Genomic DNA, 24,486 nt, shown 5'->3' with positions numbered 1-24,486 from the left:
CATATAAGCTCTCAGCTGGATGAAATAATTTAAGGAAGAACTCCATTTTTTTGAATAATAAAAAGAGGGTGCCTCAATTTTGGACACCCTCTTTCATTTTTTTTATCTCACAAACTGAACAGAATCCACTGTATAACTATAGGTATTAAAAAAACCAAGAGCCCCGTTACTAACATTTCCTTGAACATTTGCTGGAGGGCCACTAAATAAAGGAGCTTTAAAATTCACTTCTTCCTCCAAGGCTTCGAGATATAAATAAAACTCCTCAGTTATCCCTTGCATATATAGTTTAACCCAATCACCTTCTTTCAAGGTCAGCTCCATATCTTCTTCGTCGATTGTCTGAACCCATACTCCGCCAGCATAATTTCCATCAAAAAACTTATCATCCACAAAACCAAGATCAGAATATCTGTCTGTTAGTAAACTATCATTTAAGGCTATTGAAAAACTGTAAAAATCCTTTGTTTCTGATGGTTCCTGCGCAAACAATAACACTTTCCACAGATCCCATGTACTTTCATATTCCAATCGAACAGAATCAATTGGTGCCACGGGATTGATTCTAGATTCTGACTCATACACTTCAAAAACTCCATCATTATCAATATCTACATTTTCTATGGTAAGATGATAAGTTCTCCCGGGTAATCCATAATAATCCGAGGGAGTTAAGTAGTATCCCGGATACTGGATACTCTCTTCCAGTATTATTGTCTGGGCTTCATCCTGAATGGTAACCAACGCGCCTGAGATTCCTTCTGGTTCGGTATTGCTGTAATAACTAGACGAAGAAGTTAACCGAACAAGATGAGTTGTTGTGTCAGTTGAAATTTGGCCATCAACTACGAGTCTTGGCTCAGTATCATTTAGCTTAATAGTCATATCTTCAGTACAGGCATTGCTAATAAATAGAAGTAGCAGACTTCCGATAACTGGATATATATTGTTTTTAGCTTTCATAATCAGAATTTAAAGTTGTAGGTTACAGAAGGAATAAATGAGAATAAATACGTTTTTTGAGCCTTGGTAATGTTTGGATTATCTTCATCACGCACAAAATTAATGGTCCACGCATTTTTACGACCATAAGCATTATATACCGAAAAAACCCATTCTCCCTGCCATTTACGGTTTGGTTTGTTCTTGCCAGCCAGTGTCAATGATAAATCCAGACGATGATAATCAGGCATACGTTCGGCATTCCTTTCAGAATATAAGGGAACGATATCACCTCCAACCACATACCTGCCCACTGGAAAAGTAACAGGAGCACCCGTATAAAACACCCAGTTGGCCGACAAACTGGTACGTTCTGATAATTTCCGGTTTAACACAATACTACAATCATGTGTATGATCATAAGGCGATAGATATGGCTTCCCTCCGTTGATTTCAGGTACTGTACGTTCAACCCTTGATAGGGTATAACTAATCCAGCCATTCCATTTAGGCCGATTAAAGCGAAGCATCATTTCCAATCCATAGGCCTCTGCCTCACCAAATCGAAGCTCCCCTTCCAGATACTCATTCAATAAAAGATCCGGATGATCCTTAAAATCAATGCTGTTATCCATCTTTTTATAAAACCCTTCGATGGATGTTTCAATTGTATTTTCCTTAAAATTTCGAAAGAATCCTAAGGCAAACTGATCAGCCTTTTGAGGTTTTACATTTGGTGATGATGGAAACCAAACATCCAGAGGCGTGCCCGAAGTTGAATTAGAGGCTAAATGCAAATACTGAAATGTACGGTTATAGGATGCTTTGATCGATGCATTTTGACTGACAATAAATGTGGTTCCTATGCGTGGTTCAATACCATGATAAGTATTATATACCTCACCCGTTCCATATTTTTCCTGATGGGTAAACTCATAATTTTCATTGTAATAAAACTGAGTACCTGCACCAATATTCTGAAACACAGACCACCTTAAACCATATTTCAATATCAGCCAGTCTGATACTTTTTGAGTATTCTGTGCATAGATTGCATGTTCCAGCGACCTGTTTTCCGGCACCTTAATTTCACTATAAAGAGAGTTATCATCCGTTCCACGTGCTAAACCAGGAAGGATTTCACGAAAAATGGTCTGACCTCCAAACTCTACTGTATTTTCGGGATTTATATAATAATCGAAATCGAATTTAGCGCTCAGATCATACAAATCTGATTGCCATTCGAAGGAATCAGCACCTCCTTGTACAGTGCCCAAGGCATAATCATACTGTGAACCAATCACTGTAAAATTGGAAAACAGCTTTGGTGAGAAGATATGGTTCCATCGGAAAGTAACAGTTTTATTACCGTAATCCATTTTTGAAAAATCATTCTTAAAAACATCGCGTCCAAAATAACCACTCAAATAAATACGGTTATTTTCATTAATGGTATGATTCACCTTTGCATTTAAATCATAAAAATACAAACGGTTATCACGAACAGCCTCATCAGATGCAAGAGGCAAAAACAAATCAACATAAGTACGACGTCCACTAACAATAAAGGATGTTTTATCTTCAACAATCGGGCCTTCCAGTGTTAATCGTGACGAAATGGTTCCTATACCACCCGTACCGGAAAACTTCTTTGAATTTCCGTCTTTCATTCTGATATCAAGCAATGATGCCAAACGGCCACCATTACTGGCTGGTATATCGCCTTTATATAACTTTACATCCTTAATCGCATCATTATTAAACACCGAGAAAAAACCCATTAAATGCCCGGCATTATACACACTTGCCTCATCTAACAGAATCAGATTCTGATCGGGATTACCTCCACGAACACTAAATCCACTGGACCCTTCGCTGGCCGGAGATACTCCCGGCAATAGCTGAATGACCTTAACCAGGTCCGTCTCACCCATCAAAACAGGAACGTTTTTTATCGTTTTACTTTTCAGCTTCTCAACTCCCATTTGAGGTTCCCGCACGTTGGCATCTTTTTTCTCCGAAGTCACTACAATCTCTTCAATTGATTCGGATGATGGTTGTAAATCAATATTCATCACTCTATTTTCAGACAAAGTAAATTCTACTTCATAAGGATCATAACCCAGATATGCAAATACCAGATGATAGTTACCGGCAGGCAATGAAATTGAATAGAATCCATACAAATTGGAAATATTACCACTTTTGGTTTCTTCAATATAAACAGTTGCACCAATAAGAGCCTCACCAGTTTTAGCATCTTTGATGGTACCACTTATTGTTATTAAATCTTTTACTACAGGATCCTCCTCAGCAAAAACAGAGTTCGTAAAAAGGAACAGGATTAGAAAGGGTAAGATACGATTGATCATTTTAGATTAATTAGGTATTAATTGTGCTTTTCTTTTATTCATTTATCAAAGTCACATAAAATAAATGAAGGTTGCACCAAAAACGAAGCAGCATACAATCTCATACCGAATATTTAACATCAGTATTCCATATAACATTGAATTACATGAATTTAATATCACTTAAAAACAGTAAAGTTTTTGAAAATTTCTATTAAAACTCAAGGATAAGTGTCACCAATACAGGAACCAGTACGGTTAAGATAATACCACTAAAGATGGCAATGATACCATAATCCTTACCTGTAAATTTTACGATAACCGGCAATGTTGTATCCATAGATGTTGCTCCACCGGAAGCTATTCCGGCAAGCTTTCCAAAAAAACGCACCAAAAGAGGAACCGCCAGAAGCGTAAATATTTCGCGAAAAATATTTGAAAGGAGAGCAATAACCCCTAACTCCTGCCCACTTATTTTACTGATAAATATGCTGGATAATGAATAATAGCCAAACCCGGATCCTACGGCCATAGCCTGCTGAATGGTAATATCATTTAAAAATAATGCCACCACAGCTGTACCTGCCAGGCTGCCAAAAATCACAGTAAGTGGAACCAGTACAACCTTAAAATTCATTTTCCTTAACACAGAAAAAGCCCCTTTGTCACTACCAATACTAATACCCACCAAAAGCATTAAAACATACAAGGCGTAAGTAGTCAGATCATCATTCAATAACCAGTTTGGAAATAAGTCAAAATATCCTCCCAATAACCCAATTCCGAAAAAACTCAATATGATTAAGCTGCCTTTCATTACCAATTACTTATCCTGATATCTCTTAAAGAAAAAAACATATACCAACTTGGCAAGCAATACACTTCCGGCAACTGCGCCAAATGTTAATAACAAAGCTTTATAGCCAATCCTCGAAAAATTCTGAATGATATCGTCATTGATTCCCACTGAAATTCCAAGCAAAAACAGAAGCAGATAAACTGCGTATGTAACAGATTTATCCACTTTCTTTCTTGTCTTTTCCTTGTCTTTAAGTTGTCGACCAATAATTATCCCAACAACAAAAAGAAAAATTACAATGTATGACGTCATTACTTATTTCGTTAATCAACAGGCACTCCTTTTTCGTCAGGGAAACGATCTTTATATTCTGACCAAAAAGACTTGACCTCACTTTTCATTTCCCGATGTAAAATAAGTAAACCAATTAGGTTGGGAATTGTCATCAAAGCAATGGTAATACCAGATAATGTCCATATAATAGTAGTATCAACAAATGAAGCTAGGAAGAAACCAATAACATAAATTAAATGATACCAAATGACAGCTTTTGATCCCCAAAGATATGTGATGGCCCTATCTCCATAATACGACCATGAAATAGCGGTAGAAAAAGCAAATAACAACAAGCCAATTGAAACAATATATTTTCCCCACGAACCAAACCACCCCCTGGTAAAGGCAACTGTTGTTAGAGGCGCACTATGTAAGAGAGATTTACCTTCGAAAACAATTTTTTTATTATTATCATCTGTTGAAAATTGCGCTTTAATGCGGTCAATCAATCCCATTTCCTCTTCCTGTAAGGTCACAACTCCATCGTTAACTTCTATGCTACCAGTATATGGTTTCTTACCCTTCTTAATAACCACACCTTCTGCTAACGATCGGGCATGAATCAGTTGAACATCAGAGGTAATCTCACCATTTGCCACTTCCATATTGCCTGTAAACAAAGGCAATGTTTCCTCTCCTTTGATATGATTAGCCAACGCCAATCTTCCTTCCGGAGTTGTGTCATCATACTCAGCACCTTGAATAACTTGCAAATCTGCCATCTGAAAACGATTATCAAGCTTCTCGTTCCAAACTCCTGAAGCAAGTAACGTAAGACCTGTTAACGTACAAATAATAATGGTATCAATAAACGGTTCAAGCAAGGCTACCATACCTTCAGAAACCGGTTCATGAGCACGTGCTGCAGCATGAGCTATTGGTGCAGACCCCTGCCCGGCTTCATTTGAGAATAAACCACGATTAACTCCACGATTAAAAGCAAATGCCAAAGTTGCCCCCAGAAATCCTCCCGTAGCAGATGATCCGGTAAAAATATCAGCAAAAATAGCTTGAATCGAAGGCCAGATATTTTCATAATTCATACCAATAACTGAAATGGCTCCAATAAAATAAATAAGAGCCATCGCAGGCACCAGCCGCGATGTTACTTTAGCAATTCGTTTTATACCTCCAATGATTACAAATCCCAACAAAATAGCAAGAACGAAACCAGTAATTACATGAGGTAAACCAAACGTAGCAAATATTGAATTGGAAATACTGTTGACCTGCGGTAAACTACCGGTACCAAATGAAGACAGCACTGTTGCAAATGCAAATATGGCGGCAATCCATTTTCCAGTTTTAATGAGTTTACCAGAAGGCATTTTAATATTCAGACGTTCCCGCATAAAATACATTGGTCCTCCAGCAATCGATCCATCGGCAGCCTTTTCTCTGTATTTATGAGAAAGTGTTACTTCCACAAACTTTGTTGTCATACCTATCATGGCGGTAACTAACATCCAGAAAAGTGCTGCCGGACCACCTAAGTGAACCGCCAAAGCAACTCCTGCAATATTCCCAGTTCCAACCGTTCCGGAGAGAGCCGTTGTTAAAGCCTGGAAATGTGATGTATCTCCTTCATCACCTTCTTTATCATATTTCCCTCTAACGATGCGTAAAGCATATTTAAAATACCTGATTTGAGGAAATTTAAGATAGATTGTAAAGAATAGTCCGGTTCCTAATAATAACCAAACGAACCAATAATGGCTTCCAATATAAGAATCAATTAATTGTAGAAAATTATTCAGCTCTTGCATAAAATTCGGGCTTTTGAATTAACGAAAATTTAATTCGGATTTTTTCAGGTTATGCTAAAAAACAAATTTTTATTCGATTGACCTTTATTTTAACGATATTTTTCATCATTCTTATCTATTTCTTTTTATCTCTCATAAAAAAATGAGGTATTAAGGATACTTAAAAAAATCAAATCCCTTATATTTGAATTTCTAATACCTGAAATGCAAAAACCTAACACACAACAGTTCCGAAGTCTTTTTAAAGATGATGCCGTTTGGGGAGAACAAAAAGTTATCCACTTTCGCTGGTTTCTTATAATTGTAATTCTGTTTTTTGTAAGCTACATTTATCTGGAAGGATATGAAGAAAGAGCTCTCATCTCATTGCTGCTTTCGAGTGTTTACATTTTTTACAATGCAGCTCTCAATTTCTTATTAAAGAGATTTGGCAGCGCTACCTGGATTCGGTTTTTATCTGCAACATTTGACATCTCAATATTATCATTACACATATTTAACTATTCCTATTATTTTCAACCAATTGCAGTAACCACAGCAGCTTCAGTATTTCTGTATCCTGTATTAATTTTACTGGCTGTTTTACGGTACGATGGAAGATTAGTGATCTTTTCAACATTGTATTCAATTTTCTGCTTTAACCTTATTTACTTTTTACGATCGCCCCATATCTCTCCTGAGTTGCTTGAACAAGTTGCTTCAGCAGATTGGGCAGGACAAGTGTACAAGAGCACTTACTTATTACTAATGGGGTATTTCTTATTAGGAGTACCTGAGATGATTAAAAGATTAGTAAGCAAGCAACTGGTTTCAATAGAACAACAGAATTCTGTTAAGATCGACCTGGCTTTGGAAAAGCAAAAAAACGAAATGACTCTCTTTCAGTTAAGGAAGGAAAAAATCCTTAATAAAAAACTGGAAGAACATCAGGAAACCATTGAAGAACAAAAGAAAAGCCTTGAAGAAGCGATAGAAATAAAAAACAAATTATTCAGTATTATCGGTCACGATTTGAAATCTCCTTTTGCCGCTCAAACATCAATTGTAGATCTTCTTTTAGCAGATTTTAAATCATATAACAACGAAGATATTATCTCTATCCTTAAGTCTATTAAACGATCATCACATCAGGGTTTAGAATTACTTGAGAATATTCTTGATTGGTCGAGGCAGCAAAATAATATGATTAAACCTCGAACGCACGCTATTTACATTATGGATGTCGTTAACAATGCCCTTGGTCATCTCCATAACAATATCAACCATAAACGCATACGCATCCACACATTTATTAATCCAAACATGCAAATTATTGCTGATGAGGACATCTTAAATACTATTTTAAGAAATCTGATTTCCAATGCAGTAAAGTTTTCATATGTCGATGGCTCAATAAAAATAAGTACGCGCGAAAAAAACGATATGATTTATATCGAGATCAGTGATGAAGGAATTGGTATGAGCCCTGAACACGTTAGCATGATATTTGATCCAGGGCAAAAAATATCTACCCGTGGCACACAAAATGAGCCAGGTACCGGACTTGGATTATTTCTTTGTAAAGACCTGGCATCTATGATGGCAGCAAATATCGACGTTGAAAGTGAACAAGGGAAAGGAAGCACTTTTTCTATTGCCTTCCCTTCCATAAAAAATCCTGTTGAAAAGAAATTACTTAATTCAAACCTTTCATAGATAGCTGAATTCTTTTTCGCTGACGATCAACTTCCAGCACTCTTACTTTCACCTGCTGTTGAAGCTTAACCACCTGTGAAGGATCACTCACATATTGATTTGACAATTGTGAAATATGTACTAATCCATCCTGCTTCACACCAACATCAACAAAAGCACCAAACTTGGTTATGTTGGTTACTAGACCCGGCAACTCCATTCCTTCATGCAAATCATCAATCGAATAAATTCCTTCAGCAAATGAAAATGCCTTGATAGCTGCCCGTGGATCTCGTCCCGGTTTATCCAGCTCCTGCATAATATCATTTAAAGTTGGTAAACCTACTTTATCATTTGCATACCGCTTTAAATCAATTTTACTGCGCAGTGTTTTATCCTTAATCAGATCAGCCACTTCACAATTTAAGTCCTTGGCCATAGCTTTTACCAACGGGTACGATTCGGGATGAACAGCCGTATTGTCCAATGGATTTTTAGTTGATGCGATACGAAGAAAACCAGCACTTTGCTCAAAAGCTTTTGCTCCCAAACGAGGCACTTTCTTTAACTCATCACGAGAATCGAAAGCCCCGTTGGCTGATCGATAATCAACAATGTTCTGTGCCAGTTGAGGACCTAACCCGGATACATAAGTCAGTAAATGCTTACTGGCTGTATTCAGGTTAACACCCACCGAGTTTACACACGATTCAACAACCGTATCCAATGACTTCTTTAACTGAGACTGATCTACATCGTGCTGATATTGTCCAACACCAATAGACTTAGGATCAATCTTCACCAATTCGGCAAGCGGATCCATCAATCGACGACCAATTGAAACAGCTCCACGCACGGTTACATCGTAGTCAGGAAACTCCTCGCGAGCGACTTTACCTGCAGAATAAACCGATGCACCATCTTCACTAACCACAAAAACATCTACTTTTTGAGTAAAATTAAGGCCTTTTGCAAAAGCTTCTGTTTCGCGCGATGCAGTGCCATTACCAATTGCTATGGCTTCTATCTTATGCTTATCTGCCAGCTTTAAGATCAGATCCTTTGATTTTTGATATTCATTTTGAGGTGGGTGTGGATAAATGGTGGCATTCTCCAACAAATCTCCATACTGATCGAGACATACCACCTTACATCCGGTTCTGTATCCGGGATCTAAGGCCAGCACACGCTTCTGCCCCAATGGAGATGCCAACAATAATTGTCTCAGGTTATCAGCAAATACTTTTATTGCTTCATCATCTGATTTCTCCTTAAACAGATTTGAGAATTCTGTTTCGATAGACGGAGCCAATAAACGCTTATAAGCATCTGTAACTGCATCCTGCACCTGAGCAGCCGAATCAGTATCACTTTTCACAAAGTAACGATCCAATCGTTCCATAGCATTTTCAGCATCCGGTGCGATTGTGAGTTTCAGATAACCTTCTTTCTCACCACGACGCATTGCCAGGTAACGATGCGAAGGACATTTCTTCAACGGTTCAGACCACTCAAAGTAATCTTTATATTTTGCAGCTTCCTCTTCTTTACCTTTCACCACCTTAGATGAAATAACAGCCTCTTTCTCGAAAACAGAACGAACAATCTCACGTCCCACTTTATGCTCATTAATCCATTCTGCTATAATATCACGTGCTCCTTGCAATGCATCTTCTACTGTTGGCACATCAGCTTTAACAAAAGCAGCTGCACGCCCTTCCACATCACGTTCGTGTTGTTTCATGATGATTTTAGCTAATGGCTCCAGTCCTTTTTCACGAGCCATAACTGCACGGGTCTTACGTTTTGGCTTATAAGGAAGGTAAATATCTTCCAGCTCAGTGAGATTATAAGTAGCTTTTATTTTTGCTTTTAATTCTTCTGTTAACACTCCTTGCTCTTCCATCGACTTGAGAATGGTTTCTTTTCGTTTCTCAATCTCCTGAAGCTTTTCATAACGTTCCTTTACTGAACCAACCTGAACCTCATCCATGCTTCCAGTCATTTCTTTTCGATAACGGCTGATGAAAGGAATGGTTGCTCCTTCATCAAGCAGGGATAAAACGTTGGTCACGCCACGGGTTGCCAGATTTAGCTCTTTGGATATAATGTCAACAAACAAATTTTGCATGGTACGATATATTTAGATTTAAACACAAAAATTGCCTGAACTGGTTAGAGCAGGCAAAATATGTATGCTTCAATAAAAACGTTCTTTTAAAGGATTATTTCTTGTTATCCTTCTTTTTGAAGTTATTTTTCTTGTTCCCTTTATAACCACCTTTTCTCTTCCTGCCCTTTTTAAGATCCTCCGGATTATAAAGGGGTGCTTCTCCCAAATCGGGTGGCAATGGTATTTTATAAATATTGGTCTCTATCAATTGCTCAATACGGTAAAACTCGAGAATTTCCTTCTCATTAATTAAGGTTATTGCTACTCCCTGAGTGGCAGCCCTTGCTGTTCTTCCTACACGGTGCACATAATCCTCAGCATCGCGTGGCACATCAAAGTTAATAACCAAATCAATCTTTTCTATATCAATTCCACGAGCTATAATATCTGTAGCAACCAATATCTGAACATTACGGTTACGGAATTCACGTAATACATCCTCCCGTTCGGCCTGTTCAAGATCTGAGTGAATGGCTTTGGCGTTAAACCCATTGTTTAAAAGCGAACGGGCTATCTCTTTCACCTTTACCTTGGTGGATGAAAAAATAATGATGCTTGGGAGGTCTTTATCTTTCAATAATCCATTAAGCAATGGAATTTTTTGAGTATCATAAACCATGTAAGCCGCCTGTAATATTCCTTCTGCCGGTTTACTGATGGAGATATTCACTTCTTCCGGATTAATCAAAATATTTTTTGCCAACTCTCTTATTTTAGGAGGCATGGTGGCAGAAAACATCAATGTTTGCCTTTCTTTTGGAAGATGGGTTACAACCTGCATAATATCATCAAAGAATCCCATATCAAGCATACGGTCCGCCTCATCCAGGATAAGGTGCTGCAAGGTTGACATATTGACGTATCCCATACTCAGGTGCTGTATCAAACGTCCCGGAGTGGCTATCACAATATCAGCCCCGGTTGTTAAAGCATTCTTCTGACGATTCCATTCTTCCTTATCATTACCTCCGTAAATAGCTGTAGATGAAATATCCAGAAAATAACCAAACCCTTCCATTTGTTGATCAATCTGGATAGCCAGCTCGCGAGTCGGCACCAAAATCAAAGCATTGATTTTATTATGTCCGTTACGAACCAATTTATCCAGTACCGGAAGAAGATATGCTGCTGTTTTACCTGTTCCCGTTTGAGCACAGGCAATCAAATCATTTCCTTCTTTGATCACAGGTATAGTCTTTTCCTGAACAGGAGTTGCTTTCTCAAAACGCATGGCTTGTAAACCATCAAGCAACTCATCGGCAAAATTGAATTCTTTAAATTTCAATGGTATCGTATTACTAAGTCTATTCTACATAAATCACCAAACCTTTCAGGTATTCTCCTTCCGGATGATAGATATCCACCGGATGATCGGCAGGCTGAGTTAGTTGTTGCAATATACGAACTTTCCGATTAGCCTTTGCTGCTGCTGAGAAAACCATGGTTCGGAATTGTTCTTTACTGATAACCTGTGAGCACGAAAAAGTAAAAATAATACCTCCTGAACGAATCTGTTCAATGGCTTTTGCATTTAATCTTCGATAGCCCTGAATGGCATTCTTCACCACATTCTGATGCTTGGCAAATGCCGGCGGATCAAGAATTATCAGATCATATTTATCTTTTATACCTCCCAAAAACTTAAATGCATCTTCGGCATATGCCTGATGACGTTTATCGTCAGGGAAGTTTAACTCTACGTTATTATTGGTAATGTAAATGGCACGCTCTGAACTATCAACTGAATGCACCAGCTTGGCACCACCACGCATGGCATAAAAAGAAAAGCCTCCGGTATAACAGAACATATTTAGTACTTCACGTCCTTTACTATACTTCTCAAGTAATGCACGGTTATTACGCTGATCGACAAAAAAGCCTGTTTTCTGTCCTTTTTCCCAATCCACATGAAACTTCAATCCGTTCTCAAGGGCAATCTTCTCTGTTTTAGTACCAAAAACATATCTGTTAACAGCAGTTACATGAGCTTTATATGGTAATGTACCTTCCGATTTACTAAAAACCGATTTTAACCGATCACCCATCACTTCTTTTAATGCCTGAAGAATGGTTTCTTCAATGCGGTACATACCCACTGTATGCATCTGCACCACGGCAGTACCATTGTAGAAGTCGATAATTAGTCCCGGCAGATAATCACCTTCGGCATGAACCAAACGAAAAGCATTGGTATCAGGATTATCAATCAATCCAACCGACATTCTTAAATCAAATGCATTCTGAATTTTATTTTTCCAGAAATCATAATTAATCTCTTCCTGATTAAAAGTTAGTATTCGAACAGAAATTGATCCTATGATGGAATGACCAATGGCCAGAAAGTTCTCGTTATGATCAAGCACTTCTACCAGATCGCCCTCAACCAAGTCACCTTTAATTTTTTTAATGGCTCCTGAAAACACCCAAGGATGAAAGCGACTTAAGCTCTGCTCCTTACCGGGTTTTAAAACTAACTTTGGCAACTTTGCCATATATTATTAAATGCTTAATGTTTGTACTTCTTTCTTTGGAAACAAGGTCGTTAGCTTGTTATAAAGTTCAATGGCAACCCATGCATCAGTGGCAGCATAAATAACCTGACTGGTTGACAAATGCGGAGCTTCCCAGTTAGATAAACGCTGACGTTTGCTCACTCTGAAATGAAGCAATAAGCCAGCTAATTTACGTAAGCTGGTATCTTCAATGCCTACTTGCTTCACATAATCCTGCAACTCAACAAAACCAGCATGTTTAAATGGTATTAATCGTTGCAAGCCCCTGATATCATCTCTAATTCCTACTCCTACTTTAGCTATATCCGGATTTTCCATTAACCTGATTAATGCCGGATGCATACCTGTTTTATTTAATCTAAACAGATATCCCTTCTCGGTAGTTGCAAACTGCAACAACGACACTTTGTTTACCTTACCTTTCTGAAACGAAGGCTTTGTTTCGGTATCAAAACCAATGACTGAATATTGTTCCAATTCATGCACCAGTTCATCAATTCTTGTTTCATCTTCAACCACCATTACATCACCTTCAAAATGCTGTAATGGCAACTCGCTCAATGCCTCCTTCGAAATGGATTTCTGCATTCAAATGTTGTTTTAGCTAAGTTCTTCATCGTCATCCGACCATTCTTTCTGGAAACGATCGAACCATGATTCTTTTCTTTTTTCCTCTTTTACTTCTTCTTCCCCTTCTTCCTCATCCAGTTCATCCTCACCGTATAGCAGAGCATGAAGTGCCCGCAAGGTATTTACAGCCTTTTGACCCCAGTAGAGTTCGAAGTTACTCTGAACCACCGATACAGCATCATTCATTATCTCAGTAACACCAATCCGGTAGGCTGAAATAAAATCTTTTAAATCCTGATAAACATCTGCCAAGTCTTCGGCAATGTATGAAATAACAGGAGTATCACTTCGCTGCATATCCTGATTAAATACTTCAAGGTAATCATTAAAGCGTCCCATCAGTAATTCAAGTTTATTTTGAATATGAGCATAAGTCATCTCATCCACTGTCTTTTCAAGTTCATCTTCCATTTCGGCATCTAACTTGGGCAACATGCTTGCTTTTAAATACAAAAGAGGAATGATGCGGGTGGCAATTGTAATAAATTCTCTTCGAGGATATTGTTCGGCACTTTCCAGAAAATCGCAAAACTCTTTTGCTACCGTCACAAATTCAATTACATTTTTTGAATAGACTACATGCTTTAATGGCTCTTCCATAATGTGATAATAAACTCCCGCGCTACGTTCTGAAAACTTTTTATTGTTGAGCAAAAGTAAGAAAAAAAAAGCAGAGTGCATGATAAGTAAAAGCTAATACCTAATGACTGATTGCTTTTAGTTGAGCACAATAAGAAGTAATGGTTAATGATGAGTGATTAATGAATTTTTTTGTAACGATTACAATGTATACCTTAAGTTAACTGATTGCCGACAATACTTTTCAATTGCGCCACCACTCATACTCGCCCTGCTCATTTTCACCAATCACTTCATATTCTTCGAGCCAACGAATTACTTTCATTAAGTTATCGTCATCAATCTTCAAATTGACAGATAACTGATTGAGAGTCATAGCTTGATTTTTTAACTGCTTTTTAACCAGCCGCTCTATTTCGTCAAAGTCTTTAACCGACAATTCTGTTTTCTTCATTTGCTGGCAAACATCACAATGGCCACAATTCTCAATATTCTTCTGTCCAAAATAACTTAACAACAACTTACTGCGGCAGATATGATTCGTACTTCCGTATTCAATCACACTTTGTATACGATCTTCATACCGTGCCTTTCTATCCTGATAGACCTCTTTACGCAATTCGATATACTTATCGTCTTCGCGTGAGGTTGTATAGGTAATCAATGGTGTTTTTCGTTGTGGTATAAATTTGATGACTTTCAGCTTAGATAAAGTTACCAGGTACTCGTAAATTTTTTGTCGGGTAACATTCATACGCTTTGCTAAGACCTCTTCATTAATTGAAACGTATTCGGTAAATAATCCTGTATAAGAACGAAGCAAAAGTTTAATAAAATTATCATAAACTTCGTTAGCTACCTGAAATTTATACAACTCATCACGACGCATTATGAATATTACTTTCGATGATAGGTTAAGCTCTTCCGTAAATTCGATATAACCAGCCCGCTGCAATATTTTGAGGCTGTTAAAAACAACCATTACATTTAGTTTATAAGTGCTGCAGAATAATCCCATATCAAAGTCGTAAACCATACCAAATCCACTCCCCACAGCCAATTGAAAGAAGTTACCCAAAGCTTTGTATACATTTATAACGGTTTCTTTTTCGGGAAATGATATGGGTATACTTCTTTTCAGACGAGCTTTATCATTGTTAGACCAAAGTAATAAAGCATAAGCTTTTTTCTCATCCCGACCTGCTCTACCGGCTTCCTGAAAATAGGCTTCAAGAGAATCAGGAGCATCCATATGCACAACCAATCGCACATCCGGTTTATCAATGCCCATACCAAAAGCATTAGTCGACACCATTACCCGAATCTCACCATTGGTCCATTGTTTTTGCCTCTGATCCTTTACTTCCTGAGGCATACCTGCATGAAATGAAGATGCCGAAATACCGTTTTTTAATAACAACTCGGCATATTCCTTCGTTTTCTTACGGTTACGAACATAAACCACTGCACTACCAGGCACTTTTTTCAATACCATCAGCAATTGCTCTTCCTTATCTTCAGCATAACGAACTACATAAGCCAGGTTATCGCGTTTGAAGCTCTTTTCAAAAACATTTTCTTCCTTAAAATGCAGTTTCTGCTGAATATCTTTTACAACTTCAGGTGTGGCTGTAGCTGTTAATGCCAGTATCGGAACGCCAGGCAAATGCTCTCTGATCTCTGCTATTTTCAGATAAGATGGTCGAAAATCATAACCCCATTGCGAAATACAATGTGCCTCATCAATGGCCAGCATTGACACCTGCATGTGCGGTAATTTTTCGAGAAAAAGCTCGGTTCCGATGCGTTCAGGCGAGAGATACAAAAACTTGGTTCCGCCAAAAATGCAATTTTCAAGGATCGTGTTTATTTCGTCGCGTGTTAAACCCGAATGAATGGCGGCTGCCTTCACATCGCGACGCCGCAGGTTCTCAACCTGATCTTTCATCAGAGCAATGAGCGGTGTTACCACCAGGCAAATTCCCTCTTTGGCTAAACCGGGAACCTGAAAAGTCAAAGACTTACCTCCTCCGGTTGGCATCAAACCCAGTGTATCTTTACCTGATGCTACCGAACGGATAATATCTTCCTGCAAAGGCCTGAATTGCGTATAACCCCAATATTGTTTTAATATATGATGAAAGATGTCCATTTGTGAGGATAAAGTTAATCTGAACGATTGATATAATTTAAAAAAATTATCAACATCAGAAATTTTGTTAGCTCCAATTAATCAGAACTCACTTATCAACACAAATTACAAAAGGATAAATAAATCAGAAAGTACATAAACAAGTGACATGAAAACACTATTCATGCCACTGTAATGTTTTATAAAAATAAAAGAATAACAGCAATAACCAGCCCCACAGCTGTAAAAATCATTCCTCTTTTAAAAAGTCGTGAACTGACTTTAAACATCCAAAAAGAAGATATGGCCAAAAAGAACAGACAAATTCCATAAATTAATCCAAACCAGTGCACAATGCTTTTGCTCGAAGTCTTATGAAAACCATTTAAAGTATTAATCCACCCGGGTAAAGAATTTTCGGAATATGTTGCCAGACCAGTTGATTTATTATAGGTTCCATCTCCATTAAAAACAATGATATCTCCTTCTGTTTTTTCTATCTTAAATCTTCGCATATGCAATTCCTTACCCAGATCTGATTCCGAGATTCCCGGCTCCAGTTGCTTCTCAATAATCTTCTCTGATTTTAAGAAATTAGTATCGCGATAAATTAAAACCACCCCACTGATTGCATAAATAAGTGTCATCCCAATTACGAGGAATCCGATGTCGCGATGTAATGCACGCATGATCTTGTTCAAAGACATTTTTCCTTGTTTCTCCATTTTTGTCTAATTAAAATTCTTGTAAGCAATTTGGAAGTAGCTGATGAAGGATTTATTAGATAGACTCTCTTAATCATCATTTCCTGCGTTTATTAAGGGAAAAGAATCTGATCTATAAGAATATTTAAATAAAAAGCTCCTTCCGAGATATTTCAAAAGGAGCTTTTCAATGCTGTTACTATTATTACAAGGCTTTTTTAATGGCTTCTTCAGCCAAAGGTCCCATTATTTTATAACCTGCTTTTGTTGGATGCACACCATCATCTGTCAACTCACTTTTCAATCCTTTCTTTTCATCCACCATTTTAGAATAATAATCGAGATACACCATCTTATTAGCTTCGGCATATTCTTTAATCATAGTATTTAACTCAAATATTTTTTCGGCAGGCTCCTTTCCAGGGCTCCAGGCATATTCAAAAGCTGGCAAAACTGAACAAAGCACCACTTTTATTTTATTTGCTTTTGCCAATTCAGCCATCGACTTTATGTTATCCATTATCATATCCAATGTGGATGGTCCTGTATTACCTGCTATATCATTCGTTCCGGCCAGTATCACTACAACTTTGGGTTTCAGATCTATCACATCAGCTCTGAATCTAATAAGCATTTGCGGTGTGGTTTGCCCTCCAATCCCCCGATTGATGTATGGCTTTCCTTCAAAAAACTCAGGATTATGAAAACTCCACCCCTGGGTTATAGAATTACCCATAAACACCACCCTCTTTTCTTTTTTTGCCGGCGGATCTAACTTTTCATTTTCAGTTTTAAATCGTTCCAGATTAGGCCAATCCTGAGCCTCACAAAACTCATTTGATAAGATCATTGAAATTAGAATAAGGATAAAAGTTAAGTTTTTCATTCTACTAGCTATTTAAGGTTTATAAATATCTCCAACGATCAGTTGATCTCCTGATAAATCAACTTCGAACAGATGTGGGACTCTGACATATCTTCCATTCACTACTTTATGACTATGAACCGACATCAGCCATTTACCTTCCAGAGTCTGAAATAACATTCCATGTCCGAAATTAGGAGGGGTTATGGGTTTTTCTTCCTGAACCCAGGGCCCATCAAGCGTACCACTTTCAGAGTAGGCTACTCCCTGCGTATAAACGTCATAAACCCAACTGGTCCAAATCATTCCTAAGCGACCTGTTTTTGTTCGAAAAACAAATGGACCATCAGTAACTTTATTAAACGTTATATCGCCATTACTATTCTTTTCTCTGCTCCAGGGTGAATCACTGGCTCTAAAAAGAACTGAACCACTCCCCAATGATCCGCTCAAATCGGGCTTCAATTCAATTTTCTCCATTGTTCCATTCCAATTCTTCAACCATTCACCACAATAAATCATATAAGGCTTATCATCAGTATCAACCCAGAAAGCTCCGTCTAAAGTTGGAATATCTGCAGAAAGATAAATGGAATCCTTCATTGGTACATAAGGACCATCGGGTTTGTCACTAACCAGTATGTGTGAAGCCCGCCTTTCAATGACATTACCCGCAACCGTATCGATTTTCACATCCCGATTTGTAAAAGTAGCGAAGTAATAATACTTCTTTTTATAATGAAACAATTCTGCTGCCCAAATCATTGGTTTAGGTCCCATCCAGGAATGCGGGTCTGTTTTGGCAATCTTAAAAGGACCCTCCCATAATTTTAAATCTGTACTTTTCCATAAACGACCACCTGTGCCGGTCATATAATACATTTGAGAGGTATGATCGGTCAAAATAAAAGGGTCACTAAGAATGATAGAATCCAGAGAAACATTTTGCCTAACAGGTTGATTTCGTTGCGCTTCAAGCCCAACAAATACTATAAAAAGAAACAACAGACTGAGTAATAGTTTCATAAAAGAATAGAATCTTAAAATCACGAACCGTTAAAAATAAGCAGAAAATTATTTTTAATGGATAAACACTGTAATCAGAAAATAAAAAAAGCAGAAGAATCTTCTGCTTTTACTCTTTATTAAACTTTAACCCGATTACAGATGAACTACAGCCAGCTGATTATCTTTTAACAACTGGTCTTCAAATGTTTTTGCTTCAGCCAATTCCACATATCGATTTAAAATATCATTCATCATTTTTTCATTTCCCTGCAACTCACATATTCTTGCCTGCCAGAACAGAATTGATAAATCATCCGGTTTAAATTGTTCAGCATGACTCAAATAGTAATCAGCCACCTTTAATTTTCTGTTTATTTTTTTTGTTTTCTGTTTCTCGGACAAATATAAATTTCCGTCAATTGCATCAACCAGAATAATTTGCTTTATCGCCATGTTTAAATTATTTCTGGCCATATCCACATGAGATTCATTACCTGGCAAATCAAACTTCACATAGATAGTTTTATCCATCGATGTTGCTATTCCGTTAATCTTGCCAGCCATCCATTGTTTAGTACTTTTATTAACAACAGTAAGAACTGCATCATCCAATAATTTTGAAACCGAATTGGTTACTTTAGCATTTACAATCGTACCATCCTTCTCTATTACAAAATCAACCACAACTACACCTTCTTCACTCACAAAATCCAAATCTTTAAAATAACTCAAATTTGCAACCAGATAACTATTGAAATTAGCTGCATCTTGTTCCATATTATCTCCAATAAACACAGGTGCTTCCACTCGTGTTTCCTTAATAAACTTTTGCTTAATATTTTCCTCCTGGGCAACAAGGCCTGATGTAAGCAAAATTAGTCCTAGCATTAATCCTAACCGTCTCATATTATTATTTTTTGTTTCATCATCTACAATACAACCACCAGACCAAACATCATACCTAACTAAATTACTGCACATTAAGATTAAATCTTCTTCAAGATAGCTGTTCAAAGATGAACTATTGATGTTCACCAATGAACGTTTAGATAATACTTTTAAAAATTGTGGAAATATTAGACCTAATCAGAAAGAGTGTATGAAACTAATCCATATATTTCACCCATTAAATAGCTAATATTTTTAATGTTTGGCGCAATTGTGTATATTTTATTAACAAATTGAACTAATTAACCTATCAAGTAGTTGCTGATAGTATACACCATTCTTTTAATAATGGCAGTTATGAGCAAAACCATCTTTTTCTTTGTTCTTTTATTCTTTTCTGGTCAGTTCTCATTCGGACAAGCTGATAGCATTACTCTAAGCCAGGACAGCTCAAAGCAGTCATCTGACACGATTAACCTTAATGTATTACTGGATATTAGTGAACGCTTGCAAGAAGTGGAACAACAAAGAGTCACTGACTCATTAAAAAAACTGGAACTTGAAAAGCAGATAAACAGACTTAAAACAACCGACAATCTTGAAAAAGAAGAATTACTGAATCAGTTAAAAACCATTGAACTTGCAGATAAACAACGCAAACAGGAAAAGATTGCTCATATCGATTCATTGCGAAAAACAGCAAAAGGATACCCTATAATAGGAACGCTTAACGATACTATATTAAACATCTATTCAAAATTCGGAGCGCTTACCGCAAGAGAGAGAGTTGAGAATATTAATAGAAAAATTGAGCAATTATACGACAATGACTTTTTCAACCCCGACTCCATCCTGATAAATTCTTCTGAAACTTCATTTGATCTAATTTATGGCGAAACCATTTTAATGAGTATCTCAGAAATGGATGCTATATGGTATGGAAGTGATATGCATACATTAGCAAATCAACTAAGAGATTCCATTAGATCTTCTATTATAGAAGCAAAAAAAGAAAATAAGATTGCCAAGATAATGGTTCGTATTGGACTTGTAATATTGGTAATTTCGATCACCTGGTTTATAATCTGGTTAATAGGCAAAGGTTACGGCCAATTAATGAATTTGATAATGTTGCAAAAGGAAAAGTGGCTAAAGAATCTTACCTATAAAGATTATACTTTTCTTACCATTGAGCAGCAGATTAAAACTATTGAAATATTAATAAAATTAATACGTTGGTTTACTTACATACTACTTCTATACATCACATTACCAATTGTTTTTAGCATTTTTCCATTTTCAAGACATTGGGCAGATGCCTTATTTCAATTAATCTGGTCACCTTTTAAAGGTATCATTATGGGTGTTTGGAATTACCTCCCAAACTTATTCAGTATACTGGTTATTTACCTGGTGATGCGCTATGTGATTAAATTTGTGGGATATATTTTTCATGAAATTGAATTAGAAAAATTAAAAATATCAGGCTTTCATGCGGATTGGGCCATGCCAACATATGGTATTATAAGGTTTTTATTATATGCTTTTATGTTTGTCATGATATTTCCTTCCTTGCCTGGATCAGATTCACCCATTTTCAAAGGAGTTTCTGTATTTATAGGAATATTATTCTCTCTCGGATCATCATCTGCTATTTCAAATATGATTGCAGGTTTGGTTATAACCTATATGCGCCCATTCAAAATTGGCGATCGAATTAAAATAGGTGAAGTCTCGGGAGATGTTGTTGAAAAATCGATGCTGGTTACCAGAATAAAAACCATCAAAAATGAAATGATAACCATCCCTAACTCATCTGTTCTTACAGGCAATACAACCAATTTCACCAGTATTGCAAAAGAGAATGGTTTAATAGTTCACACAACTGTCACTATTGGGTATGATATTCCGTGGAGAAATATGCACGAAGCATTGATTGAGGCTGCCTTAAAAACCGAAATGATATTATCCGAACCACGTCCATTTGTACTTCAAACCAGCCTCGATGATTTCTATGTATCGTACCAGATTAATGCTTTTACAAATGAAGCTAGTAAACAAGCTGTTATCTACTCAACCCTTCATCAGAATATTCAGGACGTATGTAATGAAAAAGGGATTGAAATACTATCTCCTCATTACAGAGCAGCCCGGGATGGCAATACAACCACAATACCGGAAAGCTATCGCCCTGAGAATTATAAGCCGGAAGGTTTCATTGTAAATATTGACAAAAAAGATCAGAAACAATAAAATAACCATTTATGGATATTATAGATAATATTGAATTAGTATATCTTAAAATAGAAGACTACGAAGACATAAAAAACGCCATGATTGAAGCCTATTCCAATATGCCGGGCTCTTATTGGCGAGAAGATCACATAAAAGCCCTCTTAAAAAAATTCCCGGAAGGACAAGTGGCAATAAAAATCGACAATGAGCTGGCTGGATGCGCTCTCTCCATTATTGTTGACTATAAGAAATTTGATGACCGCCATACATATCGTGCCATAACAGGTAATTATACTTTTAGTACACACACCAACAAAGGCGATGTACTTTATGGTATCGATGTTTTTATCAGACCCAAATTCAGAGGATTAAGATTAGGAAGAAGGCTATACGATTATCGAAAAGAATTATGTGAAAAGTTAAACCTTAAAAGCATTGTTTTTGGAGGAAGAATTCCGAATTTTTACAAACATGCGGATGAAATGACTCCTAAAGAGTACATTGATAAAGTTCGAAAAAAAGAGATCCACGATCCGGTTCTTGACTTTCAGATGTCCAACGATTTTCACCCAAAAAAAATTCTTAAAGGATATCTCGAAGGAGATAAAGAATCTAATGAATATGCTGTTCTCTTGGAATGGAACAATATTTATTACGAACAGCCCTCCATTACTGCTACAACAACAAAAACAATTGTAAGATTAGGATTGATTCAGTGGCAAATGCGGTTGTATAAAGATCTGGATGAAGTGATGCAGCAAGTAGAATATTTTGTTGATGCAGTTTCTGGTTATCGATCAGATTTCGCTTTATTTCCTGAGTTCTTCAATGCGCCATTAATGTCGGAGTTCAATCATTTATCAGAACCGGAAGCTATTCGAAGACTGGCTGAATATACCAGTGCTGTCGTTCAACGTTTCTCGCAGCTGGCCATCTCTTATAACATAAATATTATCACAGGCAGTATGCCCGAATTAGTAGATAACGAATTATTTAATGTTGGATACCTATGCAAACGAGACGGAGGTGTAGAACGATTTGAAAAAATTCATGTTACTCCTGACGAAGCCAAGGTGTGGGGATTACAAGGCGGAGACAAACTAACAACCTACGACACCGATTGTGGCAAAATTGGAATATTGATTTGTTATGATGTTGAATTTCCCGAACTGGGCCGTTTACTGGCAGATGAAGGAATGGATATACTCTTCGTCCCTTTCCTGACCGACACTCAAAATGGTTATTCACGGGTACGTCATTGTGCTCAGGCCCGCGCCATTGAAAACGAATGTTACGTAGCCATTGCCGGTAGTGTTGGAAACTTACCGAAGGTTCATAACATGGATATTCAATATGCTCAATCCATGGTTTTTACACCTTGTGATTTTTCTTTTCCAACCAATGGAATAAAAGCAGAAGCAACACCCAATACCGAAATGATATTAATTGCAGATGTTGATCTGGGTATGCTTCGCGAACTCAACCAGTTTGGCAGTGTAAAAAACCTGAGAGACCGGAGAAAAGATATTTATTCACTTACTCACCTTAATAAGAGTAAGTAGATAATTAATTCATAACTGATTCAACCCCTTCATTCATTTTTTGTTACTTATGTAATAAAGAATGGGATTATATTTAAAAATCAAATCAAAATAGTATCGATGGACATTCAGCAAATATTTAGAAACAACCAGGAGTGGGTGCAGGAAAAATTAAAAATGGATGAAAAATATTTCGAAAATCTTTCGGAAGGTCAAAATCCGGATATTCTTTACATTGGTTGCTCCGACAGTCGGGTGACAGCTGAAGAGTTAATGGGCATGAAACCTGGTGAAGTATTTGTTCATCGTAATATTGCCAACATGGTACCAAATACAGATTTAAGTGCCATGTCGGTTATAGATTATGCTGTTGTTCACTTAAAAGTAAATCACATTGTAATTTGTGGTCACTACTACTGCGGTGGAGTAAAAGCTGCCATGCAATCAGAAGATCTTGGAATTTTAAATCCATGGTTGCGTAATATCCGCGATGTTTACCGTCTGCATAAAGATGAACTGAATTCTATAAAAGAAGAAGAAGATCGTTATAAAAGATTGGTGGAACTAAATGTTCAGGAACAATGTCTGAATGTTATTAAAACGGCTGAAGTGCAACGAGGGTATCGCGATCGTCACATTACTGTTCATGGTTGGGTTTGGGATATGCATACCGGGAAATTGATAGATCTTGAAATCGATTTTGAGAAATTACTTGAGAATGTAATGGAGATTTATCATTTAAAATAAACAACCTCAATTCTAATCAACGCCTGACTTTAACTATGAATATAAAAATTAGACCTTGGGATAAAAGTGATCTTCCAAGCCTGGTTAAATATGCTAATAATCCTAATGTAGCTCAATATTTAACCAATCAATTTCCGCATCCTTATACCGAAGAGGATGGAAAGGCATTCATTGAATTTTCGCGAAAGGATGATCCCATACATATATTTGCTATTGAATTTGATGGAGAAGCCATTGGCGGAATTGGAGTACATCCGAAAGATGATATCCATTGTAAAAATGCAGAACTTGGTTACTGGATTGGCGAACCTTTTTGGGGAAAAGGTATAGCCACTCTTGCCTTACAACATATCATTGATTTTGCTTTTGAAAATTATAACATCGATCGTCTTTATGCTTCAGCTTTTGGACCCAATAAAGGTTCTCAAAGAGTTTTAGAAAAATCCAATTTCAAATTAGAAGCAACCTTTATCAAAACAGTATTTAAAAACAATGAATATTACGATGAACTGTGTTATGCCATGAGAAGAACTAAATGGAAGTCAATAAGAAATAGCAATGGACGAAGTACTATTTTAAAAATGTAAATGAAGCTTCTCTTCAT

General features: G+C 37.0%; 20 protein-coding genes. 5 read left to right on the top strand and 15 right to left on the bottom strand.

Translation table 11 applies throughout. The annotated features are described in order from the left end of the window. Window positions 1–102: 102 nt before the first annotated feature. The 5 genes from ACRD62_RS18500 to ACRD62_RS18480 form a co-directional block, all read right to left on the bottom strand. Window positions 103–963, bottom strand: coding sequence for a DUF4249 domain-containing protein (locus ACRD62_RS18500; RefSeq protein ID WP_430821594.1), 861 nt, complete (start codon window positions 961–963; stop codon window positions 103–105). A gap of 2 nt (window positions 964–965) precedes the next feature. Further along, window positions 966–3,314, bottom strand: a complete 2,349-nt coding sequence (locus tag ACRD62_RS18495; RefSeq protein ID WP_430821593.1) for a TonB-dependent receptor — start codon at window positions 3,312–3,314, stop codon at window positions 966–968. 193 nt (window positions 3,315–3,507) lie between these two features. Continuing rightward, window positions 3,508–4,110, bottom strand: a complete 603-nt coding sequence (locus tag ACRD62_RS18490; RefSeq protein WP_430821592.1) for a LysO family transporter — start codon at window positions 4,108–4,110, stop codon at window positions 3,508–3,510. Window positions 4,111–4,116: 6 nt separating this feature from the next. After that, entirely contained in the window at window positions 4,117–4,404 is a 288-nt protein-coding gene (locus ACRD62_RS18485) for a LysO family transporter (RefSeq protein ID WP_430821591.1), read from the bottom strand. Window positions 4,405–4,415: 11 nt separating this feature from the next. Further along, window positions 4,416–6,194, bottom strand: coding sequence for an alanine/glycine:cation symporter family protein (locus ACRD62_RS18480; RefSeq protein ID WP_430821590.1), 1,779 nt, complete (start codon window positions 6,192–6,194; stop codon window positions 4,416–4,418). 204 nt (window positions 6,195–6,398) lie between these two features. Between ACRD62_RS18480 and ACRD62_RS18475 the strand changes: the two genes are divergently transcribed. Then, the gene (locus ACRD62_RS18475) at window positions 6,399–7,889 is read left to right on the top strand and encodes an ATP-binding protein (protein ID WP_430821589.1); all 1,491 of its coding nucleotides are present in this window, start codon (window positions 6,399–6,401) and stop codon (window positions 7,887–7,889) included. Here ACRD62_RS18475 and ACRD62_RS18470 read toward each other — a convergent pair. The 10 genes from ACRD62_RS18470 to ACRD62_RS18425 all read right to left on the bottom strand — a co-directional run bounded on the left by ACRD62_RS18470 (window position 7,870) and on the right by ACRD62_RS18425 (window position 19,506). Continuing rightward, window positions 7,870–9,999 (bottom strand): Tex family protein, encoded by a 2,130-nt coding sequence (locus tag ACRD62_RS18470; RefSeq protein ID WP_430821588.1) that lies wholly within the window; start codon window positions 9,997–9,999, stop codon window positions 7,870–7,872. The two genes, ACRD62_RS18475 and ACRD62_RS18470, sit on opposite strands and share 20 nt — an antisense overlap. A 94-nt stretch (window positions 10,000–10,093) precedes the next feature. Continuing rightward, window positions 10,094–11,326 carry a DEAD/DEAH box helicase gene (locus ACRD62_RS18465; protein WP_430821587.1) on the bottom strand — a complete coding sequence of 411 codons (1,233 nt, stop codon included), beginning with the start codon at window positions 11,324–11,326 and terminating at the stop codon, window positions 10,094–10,096. A 19-nt stretch (window positions 11,327–11,345) separates the two neighbouring features. After that, the gene (locus ACRD62_RS18460; RefSeq protein WP_430821586.1) at window positions 11,346–12,533 is read right to left on the bottom strand and encodes a class I SAM-dependent rRNA methyltransferase; all 1,188 of its coding nucleotides are present in this window, start codon (window positions 12,531–12,533) and stop codon (window positions 11,346–11,348) included. 6 nt (window positions 12,534–12,539) lie between these two features. Further along, window positions 12,540–13,142, bottom strand: coding sequence for a 3'-5' exonuclease (locus tag ACRD62_RS18455; RefSeq protein WP_430821585.1), 603 nt, complete (start codon window positions 13,140–13,142; stop codon window positions 12,540–12,542). Window positions 13,143–13,154: 12 nt separating this feature from the next. Next, the gene (locus tag ACRD62_RS18450) at window positions 13,155–13,784 is read right to left on the bottom strand and encodes a DUF5063 domain-containing protein (RefSeq protein WP_430821584.1); all 630 of its coding nucleotides are present in this window, start codon (window positions 13,782–13,784) and stop codon (window positions 13,155–13,157) included. Between the two features lie 223 nt (window positions 13,785–14,007). Further along, window positions 14,008–15,915, bottom strand: coding sequence for a RecQ family ATP-dependent DNA helicase (locus ACRD62_RS18445; RefSeq protein ID WP_430821583.1), 1,908 nt, complete (start codon window positions 15,913–15,915; stop codon window positions 14,008–14,010). Window positions 15,916–16,094: 179 nt separating this feature from the next. Then, window positions 16,095–16,619 (bottom strand): hypothetical protein, encoded by a 525-nt coding sequence (locus ACRD62_RS18440; RefSeq protein ID WP_430821582.1) that lies wholly within the window; start codon window positions 16,617–16,619, stop codon window positions 16,095–16,097. 184 nt (window positions 16,620–16,803) lie between these two features. After that, window positions 16,804–17,484, bottom strand: coding sequence for an SGNH/GDSL hydrolase family protein (locus ACRD62_RS18435; protein ID WP_430821581.1), 681 nt, complete (start codon window positions 17,482–17,484; stop codon window positions 16,804–16,806). Between the two features lie 12 nt (window positions 17,485–17,496). Then, window positions 17,497–18,489 carry a glycoside hydrolase family 43 protein gene (locus tag ACRD62_RS18430; RefSeq protein WP_430821580.1) on the bottom strand — a complete coding sequence of 331 codons (993 nt, stop codon included), beginning with the start codon at window positions 18,487–18,489 and terminating at the stop codon, window positions 17,497–17,499. Between the two features lie 135 nt (window positions 18,490–18,624). Further along, the gene (locus ACRD62_RS18425) at window positions 18,625–19,506 is read right to left on the bottom strand and encodes a TonB family protein (protein ID WP_430821579.1); all 882 of its coding nucleotides are present in this window, start codon (window positions 19,504–19,506) and stop codon (window positions 18,625–18,627) included. Between the two features lie 210 nt (window positions 19,507–19,716). On the opposite strand from ACRD62_RS18425, the gene ACRD62_RS18420 reads away from it, so the two are divergent. From ACRD62_RS18420 to ACRD62_RS18405, 4 genes are all read left to right on the top strand, one after another. Further along, window positions 19,717–21,612 carry a mechanosensitive ion channel family protein gene (locus ACRD62_RS18420; RefSeq protein WP_430821578.1) on the top strand — a complete coding sequence of 632 codons (1,896 nt, stop codon included), beginning with the start codon at window positions 19,717–19,719 and terminating at the stop codon, window positions 21,610–21,612. Between the two features lie 11 nt (window positions 21,613–21,623). Then, the gene (locus tag ACRD62_RS18415) at window positions 21,624–23,156 is read left to right on the top strand and encodes a carbon-nitrogen hydrolase family protein (RefSeq protein ID WP_430821577.1); all 1,533 of its coding nucleotides are present in this window, start codon (window positions 21,624–21,626) and stop codon (window positions 23,154–23,156) included. A 99-nt stretch (window positions 23,157–23,255) separates the two neighbouring features. Continuing rightward, complete coding sequence (locus ACRD62_RS18410) at window positions 23,256–23,882, top strand: carbonic anhydrase (protein ID WP_430821576.1); 627 nt, start codon at window positions 23,256–23,258, stop codon at window positions 23,880–23,882. A gap of 35 nt (window positions 23,883–23,917) precedes the next feature. Then, window positions 23,918–24,469 carry a GNAT family N-acetyltransferase gene (locus tag ACRD62_RS18405; RefSeq protein WP_430821575.1) on the top strand — a complete coding sequence of 184 codons (552 nt, stop codon included), beginning with the start codon at window positions 23,918–23,920 and terminating at the stop codon, window positions 24,467–24,469. Window positions 24,470–24,486 lie beyond the last annotated feature (17 nt).

It is taken from the genome of Carboxylicivirga caseinilyticus (assembly GCF_050589785.1).
Classification (GTDB): domain Bacteria; phylum Bacteroidota; class Bacteroidia; order Bacteroidales; family Marinilabiliaceae; genus Carboxylicivirga; species Carboxylicivirga caseinilyticus.
Note: the sequence above shows the minus strand (reverse complement) of the source record. Positions and strands in the feature narration are given on the sequence as shown.

What these genes read in the sequence shown, in the direction of transcription:
- ACRD62_RS18500 (WP_430821594.1), bottom strand. Translation starts at nt 963, where the DNA reads ATGAAAGCTAAAAACAATATATATCCAGTTATCGGAAGTCTGCTACTT.
- ACRD62_RS18495 (WP_430821593.1), bottom strand. Translation starts at nt 3,314, where the DNA reads ATGATCAATCGTATCTTACCCTTTCTAATCCTGTTCCTTTTTACGAAC.
- ACRD62_RS18490 (WP_430821592.1), bottom strand. Translation starts at nt 4,110, where the DNA reads ATGAAAGGCAGCTTAATCATATTGAGTTTTTTCGGAATTGGGTTATTG.
- ACRD62_RS18485 (WP_430821591.1), bottom strand. Translation starts at nt 4,404, where the DNA reads ATGACGTCATACATTGTAATTTTTCTTTTTGTTGTTGGGATAATTATT.
- ACRD62_RS18480 (WP_430821590.1), bottom strand. Translation starts at nt 6,194, where the DNA reads ATGCAAGAGCTGAATAATTTTCTACAATTAATTGATTCTTATATTGGA.
- ACRD62_RS18475 (WP_430821589.1), top strand. Translation starts at nt 6,399, where the DNA reads ATGCAAAAACCTAACACACAACAGTTCCGAAGTCTTTTTAAAGATGAT.
- ACRD62_RS18470 (WP_430821588.1), bottom strand. Translation starts at nt 9,999, where the DNA reads ATGCAAAATTTGTTTGTTGACATTATATCCAAAGAGCTAAATCTGGCA.
- ACRD62_RS18460 (WP_430821586.1), bottom strand. Translation starts at nt 12,533, where the DNA reads ATGGCAAAGTTGCCAAAGTTAGTTTTAAAACCCGGTAAGGAGCAGAGC.
- ACRD62_RS18455 (WP_430821585.1), bottom strand. Translation starts at nt 13,142, where the DNA reads ATGCAGAAATCCATTTCGAAGGAGGCATTGAGCGAGTTGCCATTACAG.
- ACRD62_RS18450 (WP_430821584.1), bottom strand. Translation starts at nt 13,784, where the DNA reads ATGGAAGAGCCATTAAAGCATGTAGTCTATTCAAAAAATGTAATTGAA.
- ACRD62_RS18445 (WP_430821583.1), bottom strand. Translation starts at nt 15,915, where the DNA reads ATGGACATCTTTCATCATATATTAAAACAATATTGGGGTTATACGCAA.
- ACRD62_RS18440 (WP_430821582.1), bottom strand. Translation starts at nt 16,619, where the DNA reads ATGGAGAAACAAGGAAAAATGTCTTTGAACAAGATCATGCGTGCATTA.
- ACRD62_RS18435 (WP_430821581.1), bottom strand. Translation starts at nt 17,484, where the DNA reads ATGAAAAACTTAACTTTTATCCTTATTCTAATTTCAATGATCTTATCA.
- ACRD62_RS18430 (WP_430821580.1), bottom strand. Translation starts at nt 18,489, where the DNA reads ATGAAACTATTACTCAGTCTGTTGTTTCTTTTTATAGTATTTGTTGGG.
- ACRD62_RS18420 (WP_430821578.1), top strand. Translation starts at nt 19,717, where the DNA reads ATGAGCAAAACCATCTTTTTCTTTGTTCTTTTATTCTTTTCTGGTCAG.
- ACRD62_RS18415 (WP_430821577.1), top strand. Translation starts at nt 21,624, where the DNA reads ATGGATATTATAGATAATATTGAATTAGTATATCTTAAAATAGAAGAC.
- ACRD62_RS18410 (WP_430821576.1), top strand. Translation starts at nt 23,256, where the DNA reads ATGGACATTCAGCAAATATTTAGAAACAACCAGGAGTGGGTGCAGGAA.
- ACRD62_RS18405 (WP_430821575.1), top strand. Translation starts at nt 23,918, where the DNA reads ATGAATATAAAAATTAGACCTTGGGATAAAAGTGATCTTCCAAGCCTG.